The 24,273-nt window shown below is 56.9% G+C and carries 20 protein-coding genes; 15 read left to right on the top strand and 5 right to left on the bottom strand.

The window, feature by feature from the left end; all coding sequences use genetic code 11:
• The first annotated feature begins 79 nt into the window (after positions 1 to 79).
• From fruB to fruA, 3 genes are read left to right on the top strand one after another with little or no spacing between them, the layout of a single operon-like run.
• On the top strand, positions 80 to 1,213 hold the full coding sequence (fruB, locus tag ACL2XJ_RS26320; RefSeq protein ID WP_132927367.1) for a fused PTS fructose transporter subunit IIA/HPr protein: 1,134 nt from the start codon (positions 80 to 82) through the stop codon (positions 1,211 to 1,213).
• Positions 1,210 to 2,166: a 1-phosphofructokinase gene (fruK, locus tag ACL2XJ_RS26315; RefSeq protein ID WP_132927369.1), complete on the top strand. Its 957-nt coding sequence runs from the start codon at positions 1,210 to 1,212 to the stop codon at positions 2,164 to 2,166. Before fruB ends, fruK begins: the two co-directional genes overlap by 4 nt.
• Positions 2,163 to 3,863, top strand: a complete 1,701-nt coding sequence (gene fruA / locus ACL2XJ_RS26310; RefSeq protein ID WP_413725082.1) for a PTS fructose transporter subunit IIBC — start codon at positions 2,163 to 2,165, stop codon at positions 3,861 to 3,863. The genes fruK and fruA overlap by 4 nt, the downstream gene beginning before the upstream one ends.
• A 47-nt stretch (positions 3,864 to 3,910) precedes the next feature.
• Here fruA and nfo read toward each other — a convergent pair whose 3' ends face one another.
• The gene (gene nfo, locus ACL2XJ_RS26305; protein ID WP_413725081.1) at positions 3,911 to 4,768 is read right to left on the bottom strand and encodes a deoxyribonuclease IV; all 858 of its coding nucleotides are present in this window, start codon (positions 4,766 to 4,768) and stop codon (positions 3,911 to 3,913) included.
• Positions 4,769 to 4,864: 96 nt separating this feature from the next.
• Here nfo and yieE point away from each other — a divergent pair, with 96 nt between their 5' ends.
• Complete coding sequence (gene yieE / locus ACL2XJ_RS26300) at positions 4,865 to 5,752, top strand: DNA-binding transcriptional regulator YeiE (protein WP_132927375.1); 888 nt, start codon at positions 4,865 to 4,867, stop codon at positions 5,750 to 5,752.
• 691 nt (positions 5,753 to 6,443) lie between these two features.
• Positions 6,444 to 7,964: an amino acid permease gene (locus ACL2XJ_RS26295; RefSeq protein WP_413725080.1), complete on the top strand. Its 1,521-nt coding sequence runs from the start codon at positions 6,444 to 6,446 to the stop codon at positions 7,962 to 7,964.
• Between the two features lie 12 nt (positions 7,965 to 7,976).
• Here ACL2XJ_RS26295 and fghA read toward each other — a convergent pair whose 3' ends face one another.
• From fghA to ptrR, 3 genes are all read right to left on the bottom strand, one after another.
• Positions 7,977 to 8,822, bottom strand: a complete 846-nt coding sequence (gene fghA, locus ACL2XJ_RS26290) for an S-formylglutathione hydrolase (RefSeq protein WP_413725079.1) — start codon at positions 8,820 to 8,822, stop codon at positions 7,977 to 7,979.
• A gap of 79 nt (positions 8,823 to 8,901) precedes the next feature.
• The gene (locus tag ACL2XJ_RS26285; RefSeq protein ID WP_132927381.1) at positions 8,902 to 10,026 is read right to left on the bottom strand and encodes an S-(hydroxymethyl)glutathione dehydrogenase/class III alcohol dehydrogenase; all 1,125 of its coding nucleotides are present in this window, start codon (positions 10,024 to 10,026) and stop codon (positions 8,902 to 8,904) included.
• A 71-nt stretch (positions 10,027 to 10,097) separates the two neighbouring features.
• Entirely contained in the window at positions 10,098 to 11,033 is a 936-nt protein-coding gene (gene ptrR / locus ACL2XJ_RS26280) for a putrescine utilization regulator PtrR (RefSeq protein ID WP_413725078.1), read from the bottom strand.
• A 103-nt stretch (positions 11,034 to 11,136) separates the two neighbouring features.
• On the opposite strand from ptrR, the gene ACL2XJ_RS26275 reads away from it, so the two are divergent.
• From ACL2XJ_RS26275 to mglC, 10 genes are all read left to right on the top strand, one after another.
• Complete coding sequence (locus ACL2XJ_RS26275) at positions 11,137 to 12,261, top strand: YbfB/YjiJ family MFS transporter (protein WP_413725077.1); 1,125 nt, start codon at positions 11,137 to 11,139, stop codon at positions 12,259 to 12,261.
• Positions 12,262 to 12,388: 127 nt separating this feature from the next.
• A complete protein-coding gene (gene folE / locus ACL2XJ_RS26270; protein ID WP_413725076.1) occupies positions 12,389 to 13,054 on the top strand; it encodes a GTP cyclohydrolase I FolE in 666 nt (221 codons plus the stop codon).
• Positions 13,055 to 13,146: 92 nt separating this feature from the next.
• Positions 13,147 to 14,307, top strand: coding sequence for a DUF418 domain-containing protein YeiB (gene yeiB, locus ACL2XJ_RS26265; protein WP_413725075.1), 1,161 nt, complete (start codon positions 13,147 to 13,149; stop codon positions 14,305 to 14,307).
• A 54-nt stretch (positions 14,308 to 14,361) separates the two neighbouring features.
• Complete coding sequence (gene eptA / locus ACL2XJ_RS26260; protein WP_413725074.1) at positions 14,362 to 16,017, top strand: phosphoethanolamine transferase EptA; 1,656 nt, start codon at positions 14,362 to 14,364, stop codon at positions 16,015 to 16,017.
• Positions 16,014 to 16,688 (top strand): two-component system response regulator PmrA, encoded by a 675-nt coding sequence (pmrA, locus tag ACL2XJ_RS26255; protein ID WP_132927393.1) that lies wholly within the window; start codon positions 16,014 to 16,016, stop codon positions 16,686 to 16,688. Before eptA ends, pmrA begins: the two co-directional genes overlap by 4 nt.
• 29 nt (positions 16,689 to 16,717) lie before the next feature.
• Entirely contained in the window at positions 16,718 to 17,770 is a 1,053-nt protein-coding gene (gene pmrB / locus ACL2XJ_RS26250) for a two-component system sensor histidine kinase PmrB (RefSeq protein WP_413726977.1), read from the top strand.
• 325 nt (positions 17,771 to 18,095) lie between these two features.
• A complete protein-coding gene (gene galS / locus ACL2XJ_RS26245; protein WP_132927395.1) occupies positions 18,096 to 19,136 on the top strand; it encodes an HTH-type transcriptional regulator GalS in 1,041 nt (346 codons plus the stop codon).
• A 212-nt stretch (positions 19,137 to 19,348) separates the two neighbouring features.
• Positions 19,349 to 20,350 (top strand): galactose/glucose ABC transporter substrate-binding protein MglB, encoded by a 1,002-nt coding sequence (gene mglB, locus ACL2XJ_RS26240; RefSeq protein ID WP_132927397.1) that lies wholly within the window; start codon positions 19,349 to 19,351, stop codon positions 20,348 to 20,350.
• A gap of 69 nt (positions 20,351 to 20,419) precedes the next feature.
• Positions 20,420 to 21,943, top strand: coding sequence for a galactose/methyl galactoside ABC transporter ATP-binding protein MglA (mglA, locus tag ACL2XJ_RS26235; protein ID WP_413725073.1), 1,524 nt, complete (start codon positions 20,420 to 20,422; stop codon positions 21,941 to 21,943).
• Between the two features lie 17 nt (positions 21,944 to 21,960).
• Positions 21,961 to 22,971, top strand: a complete 1,011-nt coding sequence (gene mglC / locus ACL2XJ_RS26230) for a galactose/methyl galactoside ABC transporter permease MglC (RefSeq protein ID WP_132927401.1) — start codon at positions 21,961 to 21,963, stop codon at positions 22,969 to 22,971.
• 499 nt (positions 22,972 to 23,470) lie between these two features.
• On the opposite strand, the gene sanA is transcribed toward mglC, so the two are convergent.
• Complete coding sequence (gene sanA, locus ACL2XJ_RS26225) at positions 23,471 to 24,223, bottom strand: outer membrane permeability protein SanA (RefSeq protein ID WP_132928074.1); 753 nt, start codon at positions 24,221 to 24,223, stop codon at positions 23,471 to 23,473.
• Positions 24,224 to 24,273: the final 50 nt, after the last annotated feature.

Below are 24,273 nucleotides of genomic sequence, written 5' to 3'. Positions count from 1 at the left end.
CCGGGATCGGTTCCAGAGAATGGCGCGATTATTTCCCATTAAAGCTGAATCGATTCAATTTCAGCAAGCGAGGAGAAGTATGTTTGAGTTGTCACTGAACGATATTCACCTCGGTGCCCAGGCCCCGAACAAGCAAGAGGCTATTACGCGGGTGGCCGCGGCGCTGACGCAGGCAGGCTACGCGCGGGAGGGCTACCTCAACGGCATGCTGCAGCGCGAACAACAAACCTCGACTTTTTTGGGCAGCGGCATCGCCATTCCCCACGGAACCACCGATACCCGCGACCTGGTGCTGAAAACCGGCGTTCAGGTATTTCAGTTCCCCCAGGGTATCGACTGGGGCGATGGACAAATAGCCCATGTGGTTATCGGTATCGCCGCCCGTTCCGACGAACATCTGGCGCTGCTGCGTCAGCTGACGCACGTATTAAGCGATGAAAAGATGGCGGACCGTCTGGCCACCACCACCGATGCGGAAGAGTTGCGCAGCGTGCTGACCGGTGAACGGCTGCCGGCCCCCTTCCTGTTCGATATTTCGCTTATGGCGCTGGATATCGCCGCTGAAGATATGATGACCCTCAAGGCGCTGAACGCCGGCCGCCTGCAGCAGGCCGGGGCGGTGGATGCTGATTTCGTCAGCGACGTGGTGAGCGGCGCTCCGCTGAACCTCGGCCAGGGCATCTGGCTGAACGACGCCACCCGCGGCAATCTGGCCAGCGCCGTGGCGGTGAGTCGTCCGCTGGCGGCGTTTAACCTGGACGGAGAGTCGGTTGCCCTGCTGGTAACGGTGGCCATGGCGGACGACCAGCCGCTTAGCGTATTGAATACCCTTGGCGATCTGGTGCTGGCGGGGCAGTCGGAACGCCTGCTCACCGCCGATGCGCCCGCGCTGCTGGCCTTGCTCAGCGGCGAAGCGACGCAGCAGGGGTCGTTGCTGAGCGCGGAATTCGTTATTCGCAACGAGCATGGGTTACATGCCCGGCCCGGCACCGCCCTGGTGAATGTCATCAAACAATTCAACAGCGCCGTCACCGTCACCAATCTTGACGGCAGCGGCAAGCCGGCCAACGGCCGCAGCCTGATGAAGGTCGTGGCCCTTGGCGTTCAAAACGGCCACAGATTACGTTTTACCGCCGACGGCGCCGATGCTGAACAGGCGCTGAAAGCCATTGGCGAGGCAATTGCCTCCGGACTTGGAGAGGGTGTGGCATGAGCAGGCGAGTCGCAACGATTACGTTGAATCCGGCCTATGATCTGGTGGGATTCTGCCCCGCCATTGAGCGGGGAGAAGTGAACCTGGTGCAAACGACCGGACTGCACGCGGCGGGAAAAGGGATAAACGTAGCCAAGGTGCTTAAAGACCTGGGTATCGATGTCACGGTAGGGGGCTTTTTGGGCAAAGAGAACCAGGACGGTTTTCAATTATTGTTCAGTGATTTGGGTATCGCCAACCGCTTTCAGGTGGTGCAGGGGCGCACCCGCATCAACGTCAAGCTGACGGAAAAGCAGGGCGATGTAACCGATTTCAATTTTTCCGGTTTTAACGTGACGCCGCAGGATTGGGAACGTTTCGTCAATGATTCCCTGACCTGGCTCGGCCAGTTCGATATGGTGGCGGTGAGCGGCAGCCTGCCCACGGGCGTTGCGCCGGAAGCCTTTACCGACTGGATGATAAAACTGCGCAGCCATTGTCCGTGCATCATTTTCGACAGCAGCCGCGAAGCGCTGGTGGCCGGTTTGAAAGCGGCGCCCTGGCTGGTAAAACCCAATCGCCGCGAACTGGAAATCTGGGCCGGGCATAAACTGCCCACCCTGGCGGATGTGGTCACCGCCGCTCACGCACTGCGGGAACAGGGCATCGCCCACGTGGTTATCTCTCTTGGGGCGGAAGGGGCGCTGTGGGTTAACGCCTCCGGCGCCTGGCTGGCAAAACCGCCGGCCTGCGAAGTCGTCAGCACGGTGGGCGCGGGGGATTCCATGGTAGGCGGCCTGATTTACGGTTTGCTGATGCGCGAATCCAGCGAGCATACGCTGCGCCTGGCCACCGCCGTAGCGGCGCTGGCGGTAAGCCAAAGTAATGTCGGCATCACCGATCGTCCACAGTTGGCCGCCATGATGGCCCGGGTCGAATTAAAACCTTTTAATGACCGGCAGGAGACAAAATGAAAACGCTGCTGAAAATAGAGAGCTCACTGGGGCAGGCACGAGGCCATCTGGTGAAAAAATTACTGGCGGCCGCCGCTGCCGATGCCGGGCTGACCCTGGTGGATTCCGCGGATGATGCGGAATTGGTCGTGGTGGTAGGCACGCCCGCCGTTGCTGACGCCGGGCTGAACGGGAAAAAGGTCTTTTTCGGCGAGGCCGCCCAGGCCGCAAGCCGGCCCGCGGCCTTTCTGACGCAGGCAAAAAATGCCGCCGAAATCTACCAGGCGCCGGCCCAAAGCGGCGCGACGCCGCTGTCTTCTTCTAACGGTCCGAAGCGCATTGTCGGCGTGACCGCCTGCCCCACCGGGGTGGCCCATACCTATATGGCGGCGGAAGCCATAGAAGGGGAAGCGAAAAAACGCGGCTGGTGGGTCAAGGTCGAGACGCGCGGCTCGGTGGGAACGGGCAACGCCATTACCGATGAAGAGATCCGGCAGGCGGATCTGGTTATCGTGGCCGTGGACATCGAAGTGGATTTGAGTAAATTCGCCGGTAAACCCATGTACCGTACCAGCACCGGCCTGGCGCTGAAAAAGACCGCGCAGGAACTGGATAAAGCGGTGCAGGAAGCGGTGGTGTACCAGCCGGACAGCCAGAAAAGCGGGGCCGCGGCGGGTCAGGAGAAGAAGACCACCACCGGACCCTATCGCCATTTGCTCACCGGCGTCTCTTATATGCTGCCGATGGTGGTGGCGGGGGGGCTTTGCATTGCTTTGTCCTTTATTTTTGGTATCCATGCGTTTGAACAGCCGGGCACCCTGGCTGCGGCATTGATGCAAATCGGCGGCAAGTCGGCCTTTGCGCTGATGGTTCCGGTACTGGCGGGCTTTATCGCCTTTTCCATCGCCGATCGTCCGGGGCTGACGCCGGGTCTGGTGGGCGGCATGCTGGCGGTCAGCACCGGCGCCGGTTTTATCGGCGGCATCATCGCCGGTTTCCTGGCGGGCTATGTGGCAAAGGCCATCAGTACCAAGCTGCCGCTGCCGCAAAGCATGGCGGCGCTGAAACCCATCTTGATCATCCCGCTCATCGCCAGTTTGATAACCGGGCTGGTAATGATTTACGTGGTGGGTACGCCGGTGGCTAAAATTCTCGCCGCGCTGACCGGCTGGCTGCAATCCATGGGCACCGCCAACGCCGTGCTGCTGGGGGCGATTTTGGGCGCCATGATGTGCAGCGATATGGGCGGTCCGATTAATAAAGCCGCTTATGCCTTCGGCGTCGCGCTGCTCAGCACCCAGACCTATGCGCCGATGGCGGCGGTGATGGGTGCGGGCATGGTGCCGCCGCTGGGCATCGCCGTCGCGACGCTGCTGGCGCGCAACAAATTTGAGAAAACCGAACGCGAGGCCGGCAAGGCCGCATTTGTCCTCGGCCTGTGTTTCATCACCGAAGGCGCCATTCCTTTCGCCGCGCGAGATCCGTTTCGGGTTATACCCAGCTGCATGATTTCCGGCGCGGTAACCGGAGCGTTGTCCATGTTCTTCGGCGTGAAACTGATGGCGCCCCACGGCGGGATGTTCGTCTTGCTGATACCGGGAGCCATTACGCCGGTGCTGCTGTATCTGGTGGCCATTGCCGCCGGCACCCTGCTGCTGGGCGTGCTGTATTCCATGCTCAAACGTTCGGATCAGGAGCTCGCCAAAGCGCTGGCCTGACAGACCCGGCGGCCCGGCCCATACCGGGTCGCCGGATACCAAAGGGGCTAATCCTTATTATGTTTGCCGTCCATGGATTTCAGCCAGGCGATTTCCTCGGGCCAGATAGCGGGATTCACCGTCTCCAGGATAAGCGGGATGTCATCAAAACGCTTATCCCCCATAATCCAGGCAAAAGCGGTTTTGCCGATATTGCCTTCCCCCAGGCTGTGATGGCGATCGACCCGGCTGTTCAATGCGGTTTTGGCGTCGTTAAGGTGCATGCCGCGCAGGTACTTAAATCCGACGATACGGGCAAAATCCCCGAAGGTCTGCGCACAGGCCTCCTCGGTGCGTAAATCATAACCGGCGGCAAAGGCGTGGCAGGTATCGATACAGACTCCCACCCGGCTCTTGTCTTCCACATGATGAATAATCGCCGCCAGATGTTCAAAACGAAACCCCAGGTTACTGCCCTGGCCGGCGGTATTTTCAATCACCGCCGTCACACCCTCGGTTTTATCCAGCGCGATATTAATGGATTCGGCGATGCGCGCCAGGCATTTTTCTTCTTCGATTTGCTGTAAATGGCTGCCGGGATGGAAATTCAGCAAGGTCAACCCCAGTTGCTGACAGCGGGTCATTTCGTCAATAAAGGCGTCGCGGGACTTTTGCAGCGCTTCCTCTACCGGGTGGCCGAGATTAATCAGATAACTGTCGTGAGGCAGGATATGCGCGGCCGGGAAACGGTATTTTTCGCAGGCGGCCTGGAATTTTTCAATATCCTCTTGGGCCAGATCCGCCGCTTTCCATTGCCGCTGGTTCTTGGTAAATAACGCAAACGCCGTCGCATCGAGTTCATGGGCACGGATCACCGCCTGATCCGCTCCGCCCGCGGCGCTGACATGGGCACCAACATATTTCATGACTTTCTCCCCGAATTTCGATGGGTTAACATGATTCTAAAGAGCAATACTACATCATAGGGGCGTTACCCCCTAATGGCAGGATCCCAGCGTCTCATGCATATCACCTTGCGCCAGTTGGAAATTTTTACCGAAGTGCTGAAAAGCGGCTCCACCACCCAGGCCTCCGCCGTCATGGCGCTTTCGCAGTCGGCGGTGAGCGCGGCGCTCACCGATTTGGAAAATCAGCTGGCGGTGAAACTGTTCGATCGCGTCGGCAAACGGCTGGTGCTAAACGAACACGGCCGGCTGCTCTACCCCCGCGCGGTGGCGCTGCTTGAGCAGGCCGGAGAAATAGGCCGGCTGTTTCACCAGGGGAATGGCGCATTGCGGCTGTTTGCCAGCAGCACCATCGGCAATTACATCCTGCCGGAGATCATCGCCGCCTACCGGCGGGATTTTCCCGATGCCCCGCTGGCGCTACAGGTGGGGAACAGCATGGATGTGATCAACGCGGTGATGGATTTTCGGGTCGATCTGGGACTGATTGAAGGCCCCAGCCACAACCCGGCGCTGGTGACGCAGCCTTGGCTGCGAGATGAACTGGTGGTGTTCGCCGCCCCGGACAATCCGCTGGCGGGGCGGCCCCTGACGCTGGAACAGCTGGCGGACGCGCCCTGGATACTGCGGGAACAGGGATCGGGCACCCGCGAAATCGTCGATTATCTTTTACTGGCGCAACTGCCCCGTTTCCAGTCGGTCATGGAACTCGGCAACTCCGAAGCCATCAAACACGCGGTGCGCCACGGCCTGGGCATTAGCTGCCTGTCCCGCCGGGTAGTGGCGGAAGCCTTGGCCCTGGGCACGCTGGTAACGCTTACCCTGCCTCTTCCGCCGCTGATGCGCACCCTGTATCTGGTACACCACCGGCAAAAACACCTCTCCCAGGCCCTGACCCGGTTCCAGCAATACTGCCAGGGCCGGCCCGCCATCACCGAGGCCTGAGACGGGCGTGTTAAAGGGAGACCGTGCTGATGGGGTCGAAGCGGGCGTGGTTTTACCGCCCGCCGGAGCGCCCCACAGCGCGGTAGGCCCGCGATCGCCGATCGCGCAGCGAGCGTGTTAAAGGGAGACCGTGCTGATGGGGTCGAAGCGGGCGTGGTTTTACCGCCCGCCGGAGCGCCCCACAGCGCGGTAGGCCCGCGATCGCCGATCGCGCAGCGAGCGTGTTAAAGGGAGACCGTGCTGATGGGGTCGAAGCGGGCGTGGTTTTACCGCCCGCCGGAGCACCCCACAGCGCGGTAGGCCCGCGTTCACCGATCGCGCAGCGAGCGTGTTAAAGGGAGACCGTTCTGATGGGGTCGAAGCGGGCGTGGTTTTACCGCCCGCCGGAGCGCCCCACAGCGCGGTAGGCCCGCGATCGCCGATCGCGCAGCGAGCGTGTTAAAGGGAGACCGTGCTGATGGGGTCGAAGCGGGCGTGGTTTTACCGCCCGCCGGAGCGCCCCACAGCGCGGTAGGCCCGCGTTCACCGATCGCGCAGCGAACATGTTAAAGGGAGCGCGTGCCAAAGGGAGTATCGCTAATAATACCCCCTCCATTATGAAGCTCTCTAATAACAGGGCAGCTAAACTCCCCACCGCTGTTCTTTTTGGTACAATCCGCCGTCGAATTTTTCATGGACAGACAACATCATCATGCGAGAAACCCACAGTGACACCCGGCCTGTTCCGGGGCTGCGTCGTGAACTCAAAGCACGTCACCTGACAATGATCGCCATCGGCGGCTCCATCGGCACCGGCCTGTTCGTCGCCTCGGGCGCCACCATCTCCCAGGCCGGTCCGGGTGGGGCGTTATTGTCATATATCCTCATCGGCCTGATGGTCTATTTCCTCATGACCAGCCTCGGCGAACTGGCGGCCTATATGCCCGTATCCGGATCCTTCTCCACCTACGGCGCCCGCTACGTGGAAGAAGGCTTCGGTTTCGCCCTCGGCTGGAACTACTGGTACAACTGGGCGGTAACCATCGCCGTCGATCTGGTGGCCTCGCAGCTGGTAATGAGCTACTGGTTCCCGGCCGTGCCTGGCTGGATCTGGAGCGCGCTGTTCATGGCCATCATGTTCAGCCTCAACGCCATTTCGGTAAAAGGTTTCGGCGAAGCGGAATACTGGTTTTCGCTGATCAAGGTTGTGACGGTCATCATCTTTATCGCCGTGGGCGTACTGATGATAGTAGGTATCCTGCGGGGCGGCGAAAGCGCCGGCTGGCATAACTGGCAGGTAGGCAACGCGCCGTTTGCCGGCGGTTTCCCGGCCATGATCGGGGTAGCGATGATTGTCGGCTTCTCTTTCCAGGGCACCGAGCTTATCGGCATCGCCGCCGGCGAATCCGCCGACCCGGCGAAAAATATTCCCCGGGCGGTACGCCAGGTATTCTGGCGGATCCTGCTGTTTTATGTGCTGGCTATTCTGGTGATAAGCCTCATTATCCCTTACACCGACCCCAATCTGCTACGCAACGATGTTAAAGACATCACCGTCAGCCCCTTTACCCTGGTGTTCCGCAATGCCGGACTGCTTTCCGCCGCGGCGGTAATGAATGCAGTCATTCTGACGGCGGTGCTGTCGGCGGGCAACTCCGGCATGTACGCCTCCACCAGGATGCTGTATACCCTGGCCTGCCAGGGCAACGCGCCGAAAATATTCGCCAAATTGTCCAAGGGCGGCGTGCCGCGCAACGCGCTGTATCTCACCACCGTCATGGCCGGCCTGTGTTTCCTCACCTCCATGTACGGTAACCAGACAGTGTATCTCTGGCTGCTGAACGCCTCCGGCATGACCGGGTTTATCGCCTGGCTGGGCATTGCCATCAGTCACTACCGTTTCCGCCGGGGTTATATGATCCAGGGCCGTGATCTGGCGGAATTGCCGTATCGCGCGGGCTTTTTTCCCCTGGGACCGATTTTCGCCTTTGTGTTATGCCTGTTGATTACCCTGGGCCAGAATTATCAGGCTTTTCTTCAGGACCGCATCGATTGGTACGGCGTCACCGCCACCTATATCGGCATTCCCCTGTTTCTGGTGATCTGGCTGGGTTACAAATGGCGGCACGGAACGCATCTGATTCGCTACCAGGACATGACGTTCCCCGGCCGCAGCAATAACTACTCAGCCGACGAACGCGTCCCGCTGCGCAGCCAAACCGAAGGGAAATAGGGCTCCCCCTGATCAGGCGTTCAGATACCCCGCATGGAAGCGCAGGTGATCCTCGATAAAACTGGCGATAAAGAAATAGCTGTGATCGTAACCCGGCTGCATGCGCAGCGTCAGCGGCCAGTTCTTCCGCCGCGCCGGCTCCTCCAGTTTTTCCGGCTGCAGCTGCAGCCCCAGGAACGGGTCCGCATCCCCCTGATCGATTAATATCGGCAGGGGTCTTGCGTCCTCGGCCGCCAACAGGCGGCTGCTGTCGTAGGCGTGCCATGCATTTTCATCGTCCCCCAGATAGGCGCCGAAGGCCTTGCGCCCCCAGGGCACGTCGCAGGGATTGACGATGGGGGCAAAGGCCGAGACGGACCGGAATCGCCCCGGCAGGCGCAACGCGAGCATTAACGCGCCGTGGCCTCCCATGGAGTGACCCATCACCGCCTGCCGGTCGCTCAAGGCAAATTGCGAATGCACCAGGGCCGGCAGTTCGTCGGCCACATAATCAAACATCCGGTAATGCCCGGCCCAGGGCGCCTGGGCGGCATTAAGATAAAACCCGGCTCCCTGGCCCAGATCATAGGCTGCGTCATCCGGCACATCCTGGCCGCGGGGGCTGGTGTCGGGCATGATAAGCGCCAGATTGAGTTTGGCGGCCACGCGCTGCGCGCCGGCCTTCAGGGTAAAGTTCTCGTCGTTGCAGGTCAGGCCGGAGAGCCAGTAAATGGCATGGGGCGGCTGCTGCTTATCCGCCGGCGGCAGGAAAACGCTATAGGTCATCGGTCCGCTGGTGCTGGCGGAGTGGTGGCGATAGCGACACTGCCGGCCGCCGAACAGCCGGTGTTCATCGATACATTCGGGGTTCATTTCCATCGGGCGCTCCTGTTGCTTATCCACTATCCACTATGCCGTAAAACCCCGGCCCCAGGGCCAGGGAGGGGGAGGAGGGAGGTCAAGGACGGAAATGGATCACCGAACGAATGGATTTGCCGGCATGCAGGAGTTCAAAGGCGTCGTTGATCTTCTCCAGGCCCATGGTATGGGTGATAAAATCATTGAGCTGGAACTCGCCGTCCAGATAGCGCTGCACCAGTCCGGGCAACTGCGAGCGTCCCTTAACGCCGCCAAAGGCCGAACCGCGCCATACCCGCCCGGTCACCAGTTGGAACGGCCGGGTGGAAATCTCTTCGCCGGCGCCGGCCACGCCGATAATCACCGATTCGCCCCAGCCTTTATGGCAGCACTCCAGCGCCGAACGCATCACATTGACATTGCCGATACACTCAAAGGAAAAATCCACGCCGCCTTGGGTAAGTTCGACAATCACCTCCTGGATGGGTTTATCATAGTCCTTCGGGTTGATAAGATCGGTAGCCCCCAGTTTCAGCGCCAAATCGAATTTACCGGTGTTGACATCAATGCCGATAATGCGTCCGGCGCCGGCCATTTTGGCGCCGATAATCGCCGACAGTCCGATGCCCCCGAGGCCGAAAATCGCCACGCTGTCCCCTGGCTGCACTTTAGCGGTATTGATCACCGCGCCCATGCCGGTGGTCACGCCGCATCCCAGCAGGCAGACTTCTTCCAGCGGCGCTTCCTTGCTGATTTTGGCCAGGGAAATCTCCGGCACTACGGTGTATTCAGAGAAGGTGGAAGTACCCATATAATGAAAAATAGGTTTACCGTCCTTGAAGAACCGGGTGGTACCGTCCGGCATCAGCCCTTTACCCTGGGTGGCGCGGATGGCCTGGCAAAGATTGGTCTTGCCTGAGCGGCAATATTCGCATTCGCCGCATTCGGGAGTATAAAGGGGGATCACATGGTCGCCGGCCGCCACGCTGGTAACGCCTTCGCCCACCGCTTCCACCACGCCGCCGCCCTCATGGCCGAGAATCACCGGAAAAACCCCCTCCGGATCCTTGCCCGACAGGGTATAGGCATCGGTATGGCAGACGCCGCTGGCGACAATACGCACCAGCACTTCTCCTTTTTGCGGCGGCATTAAATCCACTTCTTCCACTGACAGGGGAAGATTAGGGCCCCAGGCGATGGCGGCGCGGGTTTTGATCATTTGCATAGAATAACTCCTTTTATACCCGTGATCTTTCACGTTGCAGGCGCGTTTGCCGCTTTCCTGCAACGTGAAAGCTATAAGGTAAATATATTAAGTGCTGGGTGAAGGGGTTTATTTCCGACCGCGGCGGGGAGGCGCTCCGGCGCCGGGTCCTCTTGTTCGATAATCAGCTGCTTTAGGGCTTGTACATTGGGACTGAACGCGTCCCGGCGCCAAATCAGCCAGGTGGCGACGTCGGCGGTTTCCGGCGGCAGGGCGTGCAAGGTCACCTTTTCCTGGCCGGGCAATTGGCGCAGTACCGACAGGGGCAGCATGGCCACCCCTGCGCCGCTGGCCACGCAGGCCTGCATGGTGTGATAAGACTGGATCTCCATCACCGGCCCGTGGACCACGCCTTGACCGTTGAACCAGGCCTCCAGCCGGCGCCGGTAGGAGCAGCTGGGCCGGAAAGCGAACACGGTTTTACCGGCAACGTCCCTCGCGTCATGCACGGGGGGCTGATCCAGGCCGGCTATCAGCACCAGGGTTTCACGGAAACTGATGCAGCCATGGATTTCCGGATAGGTCACCGGACCGTCCACCAGGGCGGCGGCCAGCGTGCCGGCGCGTACGCTATCCACCATTTCCCCCGAGGAACCGGTAATCAGCGACAGGGCAACCTGGGGGAAACGCTGGTGATAGTTCGCCAGCAGCGCCGGCAGGCGTATGGCGGCGGTGCTTTCCATGGCGCCGAGGGCAAAGTTTCCCACCGGCTCGCCGGCGCGGGCCATTTGCAGCGCTTCTTCGCTCAGGGCCAGGATCTTGGCGGCATAACAGAGAAAATTATGGCCCAACGGAGAGAGCCGGATCCGCTGTTTCTCGCGGATAAACAGATCGCTGCCCACCTCGTTTTCCAGCTGGCGCAGGCGGGTAGTGAGATTGGATGGTACGCGATGCAGCAGTTCGGCGGCGCGGGCCAGCGAGCCGGTATCTGCGACGGTGCAAAACATCTTGAGCTGGGTCAGATCCATATCTTCTCGTTTTGTCAGCAACTTCGTCTGTATTATTCATTTTCCGTGAGTTTATTGATCGTGCATGCTGTTAGCAACAGAAAAATGGTCTTTCGGAGAAGGTATGGCGGTAAAAGTGGCCCTTAGCGGCTTTCTGGCATTATTGGTGGCGATGGGGATCGGACGTTTTGCCTTTACCCCTCAGGTACCGCTGATGATTCACGCCGGTCAGCTGACTCTCACCAGCGCCGGCCTGGTGGCGGCGGCGAATTATCTTGGCTATCTTATTGGCGCCTATGATGCCATGAGGGCGTCCACAGGGCTTGAGCGCCGGATCTGGCTGGGCGTTTGGGGGGCGGTGGCGCTGACGCTGCTGTCAGCGGTTATCCACAACGCCCTGATGCACGGCGCGCTGAGGCTGGTCATCGGTATCGCCAGCGGCTGGGCCATGGTGCTGGTCTCCGCCTGGACCCACGATCAACTGCTGCTCCTGCGCCGGCCGGCGCTGAGCGCGGCGGTCTTCGCCGGACCGGGCACCGGCATCATGGTCAGCGGGTTGCTGGCCCTCATCATGCATCATTACCACGTCAGCGCCGGTCATGCCTGGTGGGTCTACGGTATCACCGCGCTGCTGCCCATCGCCCTTATCAGCGGGTATCTTCCCCGCCGCGGGGATTTTATGCGCCGTACGCCCCTGGAGGCGATGCCCGGTCTCAACCCGGTGCTGAAAAAACTGCTGTGGAGCTATTCCCTGGCGGGCTTCGGTTATATCCTGCCTGCGACGTTTTTATCCCAAATGGCGGCGCAGCGTTTTCCCGGCAGCGCTTTCGGGCAATGGGTCTGGCCGGTGTTTGGCGCCGCCGGCGTGGCGGGTATTGCCGTGGGTATTCTGACCCGCGGCTTTCTGACCCCCGGCAAACGGCTGGCGTTGACGCTATGGGCGCAGGGACTGGGCGTCGCGATGATGCTGGAACTCCCCGGCGTAAGCAGCCTGGTAGTGGGCGCGCTGCTCACCGGCGGCGGTTTTCTCAGCGTAGTGCAACTGACCCTGGAATGCAGCCGTCGCCAGGCGCCGGAACATATGCGCTATATGGCCGGTTTGCTCACCTGCGGTTATGCCGTCGGGCAATTGATCGGGCCGGTATTGTCGGCGCTGTCCAGCGCGGCGACGGGCCGGCTGGAACCGGCGCTGACGGTGGCCCTGGCGGCGCTGTTGCTGGCGGGGGGACTGGTGTGGCGCCAGCCTTGACGTCAATTTGCAATAATTTCATCACTCATGCGATACAATCACTGGATAATCGTCGCGGGCTCCTCTAGAGTGGAAACGCCTCTTGACGCATTGAGATCAAGAGCTGATTTTCCTGCCGGAGAAAGAAATGGTATCGCTGACAAAAGAAGCATCACTGGTGCATGAGACCCTGCTGGCCCGCGGTCTGGAAACGCCGTTGCGGGGAGAAGTCCTGGATGGGGAAATCCGTAAGCGCCGCATCGCCGAGCATATGACCGGGATCATGCAGTTACTGAATCTCGATCTGAGCGACGATAGCCTGGCGGAAACGCCCCACCGCATAGCCAAAATGTATGTGGATGAAATTTTTTCCGGCCTGGATTACGCCAATTTCCCCAAGATAACCCTGATTCAAAATAAAATGAAAGTGGATGAAATGGTGGCGGTTCGCAATATCACCCTCACCAGCACCTGCGAACACCATTTTGTGATCATCGATGGCAAGGCCACCGTGGCCTATATCCCCAAGGAAAGCGTCATCGGACTGTCGAAAATCAACCGCATAGTACAGTTTTTCGCCCAGCGGCCCCAGGTCCAGGAGCGTCTTACCCAGCAAATCCTTATTGCATTGCAAACCCTGCTGGGGACCAATAACGTAGCGGTATCCATCGACGCGGTGCATTATTGCGTCAAAGCCCGCGGCATCCGCGATGCCACCAGCGCCACCACCACCACCTCGCTGGGGGGACTGTTCAAATCCAGCCAGAATACCCGGCAGGAGTTTTTGCGTGCCGTCCGGCACCATGACGACTAACGAACCGATCCCGTGCCTGCGTTACGGCGCTCGGCGCCGTTCTTTATCTGAACGTTCTTAACTGAACGTTCTTATTTGAATAAGGACCGTACATGCGCGAGCGCATACTCATGCTGGATTGCGCGCGGGGAATGGCGATTCTCGGCATCCTGCTGATGAATATCACCTCTTTTGGCCTACCCAAGGCGGCGTATCTCAACCCCGCCTTTGCCGGAGAACCGTCGCTCCCAGATGCCTGGGCCTGGGCCGTAATGGATATGGTGGCGCAGGTGAAATTTCTTACCCTGTTCGCCCTGCTGTTCGGCGCCGGGCTGCATATGCTGCTGCCGCGCGGCAACCGCTGGATAACCTCGCGGTTGCTCTGGCTGATGGGCTTTGGTTTTATCCACGGGGTTTTTTTCTGGGACGGCGATATTTTATTGGATTACGGACTGGTGGGCCTGCTTTGCCTGGGGGTGATACGCCGCATGCCCAATCCGAGAATGCTGTTTATAACCGGCGCGGCGCTCTATCTGTTCGGACTCATTATTCTGCTGCTGCTTCAGTGGCTGGTGGCGGATGCGCCGCCGGGACGCTTTTGGCAGCCCGATATCGCCGATCGGATTTATGAATATTACTGGCAGACCACCGGCGGTCCCGAGGCCTGGCGGGTGCGCCTGGGACTGCTGCATGACAGCCTGAGTTCGCTGGGCATGCAGTACGGCTGGCTGCTGGCCGGGTCGATGCTGATGGGGGCCGCGCTGATGCGCTGCGGCTGGTTGTCCGGCGAGATGCCTCTTGCCCATTACCGAAAAGCGGCCGGGTTGTTGATTGTTGCGGGCATCATCATCAACCTGCCGGGCGTACTGCTGCAATGGCATGTGCACTGGGCCTTTCGCTGGAGCGCGTTTGCGCTGCAGATCCCGCGGGAATTGAGCGCGCCTTTTCAAGCGCTGGGATATGTGGCGCTATGCTATGGCTGGTGGCCGACCCTCTCCCGCCTGGGCATCGGCCGTTGGCTGAGTAATGTCGGACGCATGGCGCTGAGCAATTATCTGTTGCAAACCTTGTTGTGTACCTTGCTATTTAACCGGTTCGGTCTGTTTATGACCTTTGGCCGGGCCGATTTGCTGTTATTTGTACCGGCCGTCTGGTTGGTGAATATTATTTTCTCCACCCTGTGGCTGCGGATATTCAGGCAAGGACCAATGGAGTGGTTATGGCGTAAGCTCACGCGTTTGACCGGCGGCGGGCTTAAGGTTCAATTAATGTAGCAATGCTACTCTTTGACTAATTTTTTTTCAGTATGGCAGAAGATAAAAAAGCACATGTCGCTACACTCAGCTAAAGCCTTTCCACGACCGGTTGTTCATCCTTGGATCTTCAATATAATTATTGCGATAATAATTACTTTTTTTCAAAATATTATTTTCTTTAAAAAAATCTTAGGGCTGGTGGATATATCGCAGCTGAACAACCTGCTGTTTTTCCTCAGTATGCCGGTTACCCTGCTGTTTGCGCTGAATTTTATTTTCAGCTTTCTGCTGCTGCCCTATATTCGTAAGCCAATCATTATATTGATTTTTATCAGCGACGCGCTGGCGCAGTACTTTATGCTTAGCTATGGCGTTTTAATCGATCGCGGCATGGTGCAGAATGTCCTCGATACCACGCCGATGGAAAGTTTTTCGCTATTATCGCCGCAGCTGATTTATCATTTTTTGGTGCTCGGCGTGTTACCGTCCTTGATTATTCTTTGGATCAAAGTCAAGCCCGTCTCGTTTTCCTGGCACACCGCGGGTTTTTATTTTCTGAACATACTGCTCTCTTTGTGCGTTATCGCACTGGTGGCCACGTTCTTTTATAAAGACTACGCATCATTGATGCGGAATAATCCGCAGCTAATTAAAAATCTGGTGCCCAGCGACATGGCGGTTGGCGGTTATTCTTATTATAAACATGACTACATTAAAAATATGCCGTTCGTGCAAATCGGTTTGGACGCGCATAAAACGGTGCCCATTAATGACAATCAGAAAAAAAACCTGCTGATTGTGGTGGTGGGGGAGACCTCCCGGGGGCAGGATTTCTCCCTGGGAGGATATGACAAGCTCACCAATCCCCGACTGGCCCGGGATAACGTGGTTTATTTCCCCAATACCAGTTCTTGCGGCACCGCCACGGCGGTCTCGGTTCCCTGCATGTTCTCCAACATGACGCGGGCGCATTTTGACGACGATACCGCGGCCCATGAAGATAATGTGCTGGATATTCTGCAGCGCGCGCACGTCAATATTTTATGGCGTGAAAACGACGGCGGCTGTAAATATGTCTGCAACCGCGTCGCCACCGAAGATTTGTCGAAGTGGAAGGATCTGCCGCAGTTTTGCAGCGATGGGGTATGCCTGGACGAGGCGCTGCTCCATAATCTTGATGCTTATATCAATGAGCAAAATAATGATACCGTCATCGTCCTGCATACCATGGGCAGCCACGGCCCCTCCTATTATCAGCGTTATCAGGCCGCCCAGGCGGCTTTTTCACCCACCTGCGATACAAATGAGATACAAAAATGTTCAAATCAGGCGCTGGTGAACACTTATGACAATACAATCGTCTATATTGATTACCTGTTGGACAAGAGCATAAAGCTGTTACAGGCCCATCAGGACAAATTCAATACCGCCCTGGTGTATTTATCCGATCACGGAGAATCTCTGGGTGAAAACGGGCTGTTTTTGCACGGTATGCCTTATGCCGTGGCGCCGGCGCAGCAGACCCACATCCCGATGCTGTTATGGATGTCGCCCTCTTTTGTCCAGGCGCAGGGTATCGAGGATGAGTGCTTGAGAAGCCGGGCTAAACAGCAGGCGTACTCCCAGGACAATCTTTTTGCCACCCTGCTCGGACTCATGAATGTGGGTACCAAACTCTATCAGCCGGCCCTGGATATCGTGCAACCCTGCAGGATGACGCAATCATGAAAATTCTGATCATCGAAGACGACAGGTTTCTGCAGGAGGGTCTGCAGCTGGCGCTGCAACAGGAAGGCTATGCCAGCGATTGCGCGGGCAGCATGCGCGAAGCGGAAAACCTGATGGAAACCGCCCCCTATAGCCTGGTAATCCTTGATTTAGGCTTGCCGGACGGGGATGGCATGTCGCTGTTGGTGAAATGGCGAAAAAAAGGCAACGACGTACCGGTATTGATTCTTACCGCCCGGGACGGTCTGGATCAGCGGGTCAGCGGGCTGAATTTCGGCGCGGACGATTATCTTATCAAACCCTTTGCCCTGGCCGAATTATTGGCGCGGGCGCGGGCGGTTATCCGGCGTCACCAGGGCGTAAGCAACAATTATATTTGCGTGGATAATATTTCGCTGGATTTAAACAGTCATGAGGTTACCGTCAACGGCAGCCCCATCGATATCACGCCGAAGGAGTTCGCCATCCTCTCCCGCCTGATGCTGCGCGCCGGGCACCGCATCCACCGGGAAATACTTCATCAGGACCTGTATAACTGGGACGATGATCCCTCATCCAACTCCCTGGAAGTCCATATCCACAACCTGCGGCAAAAGATTGGCAAAGACAGGATCCGCACTCTGCGCGGTTTCGGTTATCTGCTTATCAAGGAAAACGGTGAAAACACGTGACGCCTTCCTCCGCGCCCCCGCTTATCAGCATGCGCTGGCGGTTAATTGTGGTACTGGGCATTATTTTATTATGCTGCCAGTTTATTACCGTCATCTGGCTGTGGCACGAAAGCAAAGAACAGATTGATCTGCTGGTGAACCGCACGCTGGCGGAAAGTGTGCGCAACGAACACGTCAACCAGGAGATCCGCGAGGCTATTGCCGCATTAAGCGTGCCGGCGCTGATGATGATCATCGTCACCCTGCTGTTTTGTTTTCAGGCGGTGAGCTGGATAACATTGCCCCTTTCCCGCTTGCAGAATGCGTTGCAAAAGCGCGGCGCCGAGAATTTCGAGCCGCTGCCGGAACAAAGCAACATCAAAGAAGTCATTGCCGTCACCCGCAGTCTTAATCAGCTGCTCGCGAGGCTCAACGACACGCTGCAGCAGGACCGCCAATTTACCTCCGATGTGGCCCATGAGCTGCGAACGCCCCTGGCCGGTATCCGGCTGCACCTGGAATTGCAGGAAAAACAGGCCGCCGTCGATAACCAGCCGCTGATTGAGCGGGTAGACAATATGTCCTATACCGTGGAGCAGTTGTTGATGCTGGCCCGTATCCGGCATGATTTTACTTCCGGCCATTACCAGACGGTGAAACTGATGGCGGATGTAATCGCGCCGCAGCGGGAGGAACTGGAGGAAATGGCGCGGCTGCACCGGCAAACCCTGTGCTGGATCCTGCCGGAAGAAGAAATCCTGCTGCAGGGCAATGCAATACTTATACGCCTGCTGCTGCGCAATCTGGTGGAAAATGCCCACCGTTACGGCCCGCAAGAGAGCCAAATCGATATCCGGCTGGCGCGCAGCGAAGATGGCAGCATTCTGCTGGAAGTGATTGATCAGGGACAGGGGATTGATCCTGCCAAGGCCGTGGAGCTGACGAAAAAATTCGTCCGCATGGATCAGCGCTTTAACGGTATCGGTCTGGGCTTAAGCATCGTGACGCGCATTGCCCAACTGCACAACGGCAAATTTGAACTGGTCAATCGGCAGGATATCCCGGGCACCATCGCCCGCCTGCTGCTGCCGGAGTCCCTCTGACCTCTCGCTCCTTCATCCCCTTTTAGCCGCCTTGGCTGACCGGGCAGAGCAACTGTTTTCTTCCGGATATCTTCCCGTTTGCTCATAAACGCTTGCGGCGACGCCTCTTTTTTCCCCGATGAAAGCGATTCCGTTTTTCTTATGTAAGCGCTTTCGGTCCTGTGAGCTGTTTCACGCTGCGGCGGCAAGAAAACGGTTAGGATAGCGCCTTATGTTTCAGACCTGTGACGGCAATGGGTAACACCACCGGTGCCTGAACAAAACGTGCTTCACCCGTTTGGTCAAATATTATCCTGGGCGGACGTCATAAATAACAGGGGATGACATGATCACCATACGTGATGTGGCGCGGTTGGCCGGAGTCTCGGTGGCGACCGTTTCACGAGTATTAAATGACAGCGCCATCGCCAGCAAGGAAGCCCGTGACCGGGTGATGAAGGCGGTGAATGAGTTGGGCTATCGTCCCAATGCCAACGCGCAGGCGCTGGCCACGCAAAGCAGCGACACCATCGGCGTGGTGGTGATGGATGTGTCCGATCCCTTTTTCGGCGCGCTGGTAAAGGCGGTGGATACGGTGGCGCAGCGCCATAAAAAGAATGTGCTGATCAGCAACAGCTATCACCAGGCGGAAAAAGAGCGGCACGCCATTGAGGTTCTGATTCGCCAGCGCTGCAGCGCGCTGGTGGTGCATGCCAAAATCCTCTCCGACGAGGAATTGATTCCTTTTATGGAGCGGGAGCCGGGCATGGTGCTGATAAACCGAATCATCCCGGGCTATGAACACCGCTGTGTCGGGCTGGATAACGTCAGCGGCGCCCTGATGGCCAGCCGGACATTGATAAAACAGGGGCATCGGCAGATTGGCTATATCGGCTCCAATCATCCCATAGAAGATGAGGCGCAGCGGCACCAGGGCTATTTGCAAGTGATGCAGGAAGAGGGCATTACGCCGCCGCAAAGCTGGCAGGTGCTGGCCTCGCCGGATTTGCAGGGAGGAGAAGCGGCCATGGTGGAGCTGCTCGGCCGTAATCAACAATTGACGGCGGTGTTTGTCTATAACGACGCCATGGCGGTGGGGGCGCTGGCCACCCTGCGGGAAAACGGCATTGCGGTGCCGAATCAATTCTCGGTGGTGGGATTCGACGATATCCCCATTTCCCGTTATACCAGCCCGCACCTCACCACCATACGGTACCCGATTTTCGCCATGGCGGTGGCGGCCACCGAATTGGCGCTGCAAGGTACCGCCGGGCTGCTGGATCCCAAGCAGACCCATCTGTTTATGCCGACGGTGGTTCGCCGCCATTCCGTGGCTCCGCTGCGAAATGTGGCGGCGATCACTTCCTCATCACAAGATGAGATGTAACCGTTTTCAAAGTGTGAGAATATTCACAGTTTATTAACATTTATCCCTTTATGCTAGCCATGTTTTACGCCTGACATGGACAAAACACTTGTCCAGCCGGACCCTGAAAATTTTTACCCCGGCCTTTGCTCTCTTTGCTGGCATTACCGGTGTATGAGTATTTGGAAATTGTTCTACCCAAAACGTAACCTTACAAATTTCCGGAGAATCTAATGAATAAAAAGGCTTTTGTTCTTACCGCCGTGGCCGCCGGACTGTTATTTTCAGTCGTGGCGCGGGCTGCCGACACCCGTATCGGGGTAACTATTTATAAATACGATGACAACTTTATGTCGGAGGTTCGTAAAGCCCTGGAAAAAGACGCCAAAGAGAGCACCGGCGTTCAGCTGTTGATGAATGACTCCCAAAACGACCAGTCCAAACAAAACGACCAGGTAGACGTGCTGATTGCCAAAGGCGTTAAAGCGCTGGCAATAAACCTGGTTGACCCGGCCGCTGCGCCGGTGATTATTTCCAAAGCCCGCGGCGCCGGTATTCCGGTGGTATTTTATAATAAGGAACCGAGCCGCAAAGATCTGGACAGCTATGACAAGGCGTATTATGTCGGCACCGACTCCAAAGAGTCCGGTATTATCCAGGGCGAACTGATCGCCAAGCATTGGCGCGCCAACCCGCAATGGGACTTGAATAAAGACGGCACCATCCAGTACGTTCTGCTGAAAGGCGAACCGGGACATCCCGATGCTGAAGCCCGCACCACCTATGTGGTCAAAACCCTTAATGAGCAGGAAAAGCTGAAAACCCAGCAGCTGCAGCTGGATACCGCCATGTGGGATACCGCGCAGGCCAAGGATAAAACCGATGCCTGGCTGTCCGGCCCCAATGCCGATAAGATTGAAGTGATTATCGCTAATAACGATGCCATGGCCATGGGCGCGGTTGAAGCATTAAAAGCCCATAGCAAAACGGCTATCCCGGTCTTTGGCGTGGACGCCCTCCCTGAAGCTCTGGCATTGGTTAAATCCGGCGCCATGGCGGGTACTGTGCTGAACGACGCCAACAACCAGGCAAGAGCCACCTTCGATTTGGCGAAGAATCTGGCGGCGGGCAAACCGGCCGCCGACGGCACCAAATGGAAACTGGAAGATAAAATCGTCCGTATCCCTTATGTAGGCGTCGACAAAGATAACTTAACGCAATTCACCAAGAAATAGTCCTGACTCCCCCCGGCGTCATTCCGCGCCGGGGGATTTTATCTGTATCAAATTTAGCCGGGTATTATCATGGCCGACATTACGACCGAACAGCCCCGTGAGTGGCTGCTGGAAATGACCAATATCAGTAAGTCATTCCCTGGCGTCAAAGCATTGGATAATGTGAACCTGAAAGTTCACTCGCATTCCGTTCATGCATTAATGGGAGAAAACGGTGCGGGAAAATCCACTTTATTAAAGTGCCTATTTGGTATTTACAGCAAAGATTCCGGAACAATTGTCTTTCAAGGGCAGGAAGTCAATTTCAAGAATTCCAAGGAGGCGCTGGAGCATGGCGTTTCCATGGTGCACCAGGAACTGAATCTGGTATTGCAACGCACCGTAATGGACAACATGTGGCTAGGCCGTTATCCCCTCAAGGGCATGTTCGTCGATCAGAAAAAAATGTACCGCGATACCAAGACTATTTTCGAAGAGCTGGACATCGATATCGATCCCTACGAAAAAGTCGCCAACTTGTCTATTTCACAAATGCAAATGGTGGAAATCGCCAAAGCCTTTTCCTACGATGCCAAAATCGTCATTATGGACGAACCCACGTCATCGTTGACCGAACGGGAAGTCAGCCATCTTTTCAGCATCATTCGTAAACTGAAGGCGCGGGGTTGCGGCATCGTTTACATCTCCCACAAGCTGGAAGAGATATTTCAGCTGTGCGATGAAATAACCATACTGCGCGACGGACAGTGGATTGCTACCCGGCAGGTGGAAGGCCTAACGATGGATCAGATTATCGCGATGATGGTGGGACGCGAACTCAGCCAGCGTTTCCCGGATCGTGTTGAAGGAGAGCAGGGGGAAGTGATTCTTGAAGTCAAGGATTTGACCTCGCTACGCCAGCCGTCCATACGCAATATCAGCTTCAATCTGCATAAAGGGGAAATCCTCGGCATCGCCGGACTGGTGGGGGCCAAACGCACCGATATCGTCGAGGCGCTGTTCGGTATCCGAGAAAGATCCTCCGGCACCATAACCCTGCACGGCAAGCCCATTAAAAACAAGAGCGCCAACGAGGCCATCAATAATGGTTTTGCCCTGGTGACCGAAGAGCGGCGGGCCACCGGTATCTACGCGTTCCTGGACGTGGGTTTTAATTCATTGATTTCCAATATCCGTAATTATAAAAACAAAATCGGATTATTAAGCAATACCCGCATGAAAAGCGATATACAGTGGGTAATAGACTCAATGCGGGTTAAAACCCCCGGTCATAAAACCAATATCGGTTCGTTGTCCGGCGGCAACCAGCAAAAGGTGATTATCGGCCGCTGGCTATTGACCCAGCCGGAAATCCTGCTGATGGATGAACCGACCCGCGGTATTGACGTTGGCGCAAAATTTGAAATTTATCAATTGATTACTGAACTGGCAAAGCGGGGTAAAGGCATTATTATTATTTCGTCGGAGATGCCGGAATTGTTGGGAATTACTGACCGTATTTTGGTAATGAGTAATGGTCTGATGGCGGGGATTGTCAATACCAAAGAGACCTCCCAGAACGAAATTTTACGTCTTGCTTCCGTGCATCTTTAATTTTAAGGGTTCTTATTATGAATGCGTTAAATAAGAAAAGCCTGCTCACTTACTTAAAAGAGGGCGGTATTTATGTGGTGTTGTTGGTATTACTGGCGCTGATTATTATACAGGATTCCACTTTTTTAAGCCTTATTAACCTGAGTAATATCCTGACCCAGTCGTCGGTGCGGGTTATTATCGCCCTGGGCATGGCGGGTTTGATTGTTACCCAGGGGACCGACCTGTCGGCCGGGCGCCAAGTGGGTCTGGCGGCGGTGGTGTCGGCCACGTTGCTTCAGGCCATGGATAACGTCAATAAGGTGTTCCCCGATCTGCATACCGTGCCGATTCCACTGGTTATCCTGACCGTCTGCATTATCGGCGCGATAATCGGGCTGGTGAACGGTCTGGTTATCGCTTACCTGCACGTGACGCCGTTTATTACCACCTTGGGTACCATGACCATTGTGTATGGTATCAACTCGCTGTATTACAACTTTGTCGGCGCATCGCCTATCGCCGGCTTTGATAGTCATTTCTCGAAATTTACGCAGGGATTTCTGCAATTTGGCGAGTTCAAGCTGTCGTATATTACCTTTTACGCGGCTATTGCCACGGTTTGTGTCTGGATATTGTGGAATAAGACCCGCTTTGGCAAGAATATTTTCGCCATCGGCGGTAATCCCGAGGCGGCGAAGGTGTCGGGCGTGAATGTGCCGCTTAACCTGATTTTGATTTATGCTTTGTCCGGGGCGTTTTATGCTTTCGGCGGTTTGCTGGAGGCGGGCCGTATCGGCAGCGCCACCAATAATCTGGGCTTTATGTATGAGTTGGATGCCATCGCGGCTTGCGTGGTGGGCGGCGTGTCGTTTTCGGGCGGGGTGGGGACTATCGCCGGGGTGATTACCGGGGTGATTATCTTTACGGTTATCAACTATGGGCTGACTTATATCGGGGTTAACCCTTACTGGCAGTATATTATCAAGGGGGCGATCATTATCTTCGCGGTGGCGCTGGATTCATTGAAGTACGCCAAGAAGAAATAAGCCTGAAGTCCGCGCCTCGTGGCGCGGTCTCTCGTTGGCGGGCTCGCTGTCAAGATCGGTGATGGCGGGCCTACCGCGCTGTGGGGCGCTCGGTCGGGCAGGAAAACCATGCCCGATTCGACCCCATCAGCACGGTCTCCCTTTAACACGTTCTCACTTTAAGACTTGGTGCTGGCGGGCCTACGGCGCTGTGGTGTGCTCGGTCGGGCAGGAAAACCACGCCCGATTCGACCCCATCAGCACGGTCTCCCTTTAACACGTTCTCACTTTAAGACTTGGTGCTGGCGGGCCTACCGCGCTGTGGGGCGCTCGGTCGGGCAGGAAAACCATGCCCGATTCGACCCCATCAGCACGGTCTCCCTTTAACACGCGTCCTCCTTGTCACTCGTTCAGTCGCTCCCTTTAACACATGCTCGCTTCACCTCGTTCTCGCTTTGGCGGGTATTTCCTGAGATTTGTTTGTTGCGAGACAGGTGATGGTGAGTTTGGCCTGCCTACGTTATCGCATATCCTGTAATACGTCCGCGGAGGCGCCGTCCGGTTTTGGCTGGATTTCCAGCAGCTGTTCGGGAGAGACGGCGGGGTAGTCCTGCGCGCCCTGGGGAATTTCTTCCTGCCGGGCGGGAATGGGAATCTGAGGGCCAAGGAAACGGGGCTCGCGCTTCATGATATAAAGATCCGCCAGGGTGCCCAGCCGCGCGCCGATCTCGCGCATCCGCACCGAGAACATGTTTTTCGGGGAGGGGACCGCGTAGCACTGCGCCTGGATGCCCATATGCTGGGCGATGAACAGCGCCCGCTCACAGTGAAAACGCTGGGTGATAATCGTGAAATCGTTGGTATCGAATACCTTGCGGGTGCGGATAATCGAGTCCAGGGTACGAAACCCGGCATAGTCCAGCACGATATCCCCGGCGGGCATGCCGTGGGAGAGCAAATCCCGCCGCATGGTCACCGGTTCGTTGTAGCTTTGCAGCGCATTGTCGCCGCTTAACAGCAGGTAATCGGCCTTGCCGCTGTTGTAGACGTTAATCGCCCCCTGGATTCGGTAGAGGTAGTATTCGTTGATAACCCCGGTGCGGATATATTTAGCCGTGCCAAGCACCACACCGACCTGGCGGTGAGGCAAAAGCCTTAAGTCTTCGTAAATATAGGGGGCGGTTTTCCAGCTGATCCAGCGATCCAAGCCGAACGCCGTAAACAGCAACACGCCCGCAATACCAATCAGGAAATATATCAGGCGCTTCCACATGCCGTAAGCCTTAACCGGATCCTGCTGCAATGTCATGCCCTCAGGCTACT

The sequence above is a fragment of the Sodalis sp. RH16 genome (assembly GCF_047324245.1).
GTDB classification, from domain to species: Bacteria; Pseudomonadota; Gammaproteobacteria; order Enterobacterales; family Enterobacteriaceae; genus Acerihabitans; species Acerihabitans ligni.
Note: the sequence above shows the minus strand (reverse complement) of the source record. Positions and strands in the feature narration are given on the sequence as shown.

Excerpts from the sequence above, each read along its gene's own strand:
- fghA (WP_413725079.1), bottom strand. The coding sequence starts at position 8,822 with ATGGAAATGAACCCCGAATGTATCGATGAACACCGGCTGTTCGGCGGC.
- mglB (WP_132927397.1), top strand. The coding sequence starts at position 19,349 with ATGAATAAAAAGGCTTTTGTTCTTACCGCCGTGGCCGCCGGACTGTTA.
- mglC (WP_132927401.1), top strand. The coding sequence starts at position 21,961 with ATGAATGCGTTAAATAAGAAAAGCCTGCTCACTTACTTAAAAGAGGGC.
- fruA (WP_413725082.1), top strand. The coding sequence starts at position 2,163 with ATGAAAACGCTGCTGAAAATAGAGAGCTCACTGGGGCAGGCACGAGGC.
- ptrR (WP_413725078.1), bottom strand. The coding sequence starts at position 11,033 with ATGGATCTGACCCAGCTCAAGATGTTTTGCACCGTCGCAGATACCGGC.
- ACL2XJ_RS26295 (WP_413725080.1), top strand. The coding sequence starts at position 6,444 with ATGCGAGAAACCCACAGTGACACCCGGCCTGTTCCGGGGCTGCGTCGT.
- eptA (WP_413725074.1), top strand. The coding sequence starts at position 14,362 with ATGTCGCTACACTCAGCTAAAGCCTTTCCACGACCGGTTGTTCATCCT.
- nfo (WP_413725081.1), bottom strand. The coding sequence starts at position 4,768 with ATGAAATATGTTGGTGCCCATGTCAGCGCCGCGGGCGGAGCGGATCAG.
- ACL2XJ_RS26285 (WP_132927381.1), bottom strand. The coding sequence starts at position 10,026 with ATGCAAATGATCAAAACCCGCGCCGCCATCGCCTGGGGCCCTAATCTT.
- folE (WP_413725076.1), top strand. The coding sequence starts at position 12,389 with ATGGTATCGCTGACAAAAGAAGCATCACTGGTGCATGAGACCCTGCTG.
- galS (WP_132927395.1), top strand. The coding sequence starts at position 18,096 with ATGATCACCATACGTGATGTGGCGCGGTTGGCCGGAGTCTCGGTGGCG.
- pmrB (WP_413726977.1), top strand. The coding sequence starts at position 16,718 with ATGCGCTGGCGGTTAATTGTGGTACTGGGCATTATTTTATTATGCTGC.
- ACL2XJ_RS26275 (WP_413725077.1), top strand. The coding sequence starts at position 11,137 with ATGGCGGTAAAAGTGGCCCTTAGCGGCTTTCTGGCATTATTGGTGGCG.
- fruB (WP_132927367.1), top strand. The coding sequence starts at position 80 with ATGTTTGAGTTGTCACTGAACGATATTCACCTCGGTGCCCAGGCCCCG.
- pmrA (WP_132927393.1), top strand. The coding sequence starts at position 16,014 with ATGAAAATTCTGATCATCGAAGACGACAGGTTTCTGCAGGAGGGTCTG.
- yieE (WP_132927375.1), top strand. The coding sequence starts at position 4,865 with ATGCATATCACCTTGCGCCAGTTGGAAATTTTTACCGAAGTGCTGAAA.
- fruK (WP_132927369.1), top strand. The coding sequence starts at position 1,210 with ATGAGCAGGCGAGTCGCAACGATTACGTTGAATCCGGCCTATGATCTG.
- sanA (WP_132928074.1), bottom strand. The coding sequence starts at position 24,223 with ATGTGGAAGCGCCTGATATATTTCCTGATTGGTATTGCGGGCGTGTTG.
- mglA (WP_413725073.1), top strand. The coding sequence starts at position 20,420 with ATGGCCGACATTACGACCGAACAGCCCCGTGAGTGGCTGCTGGAAATG.
- yeiB (WP_413725075.1), top strand. The coding sequence starts at position 13,147 with ATGCGCGAGCGCATACTCATGCTGGATTGCGCGCGGGGAATGGCGATT.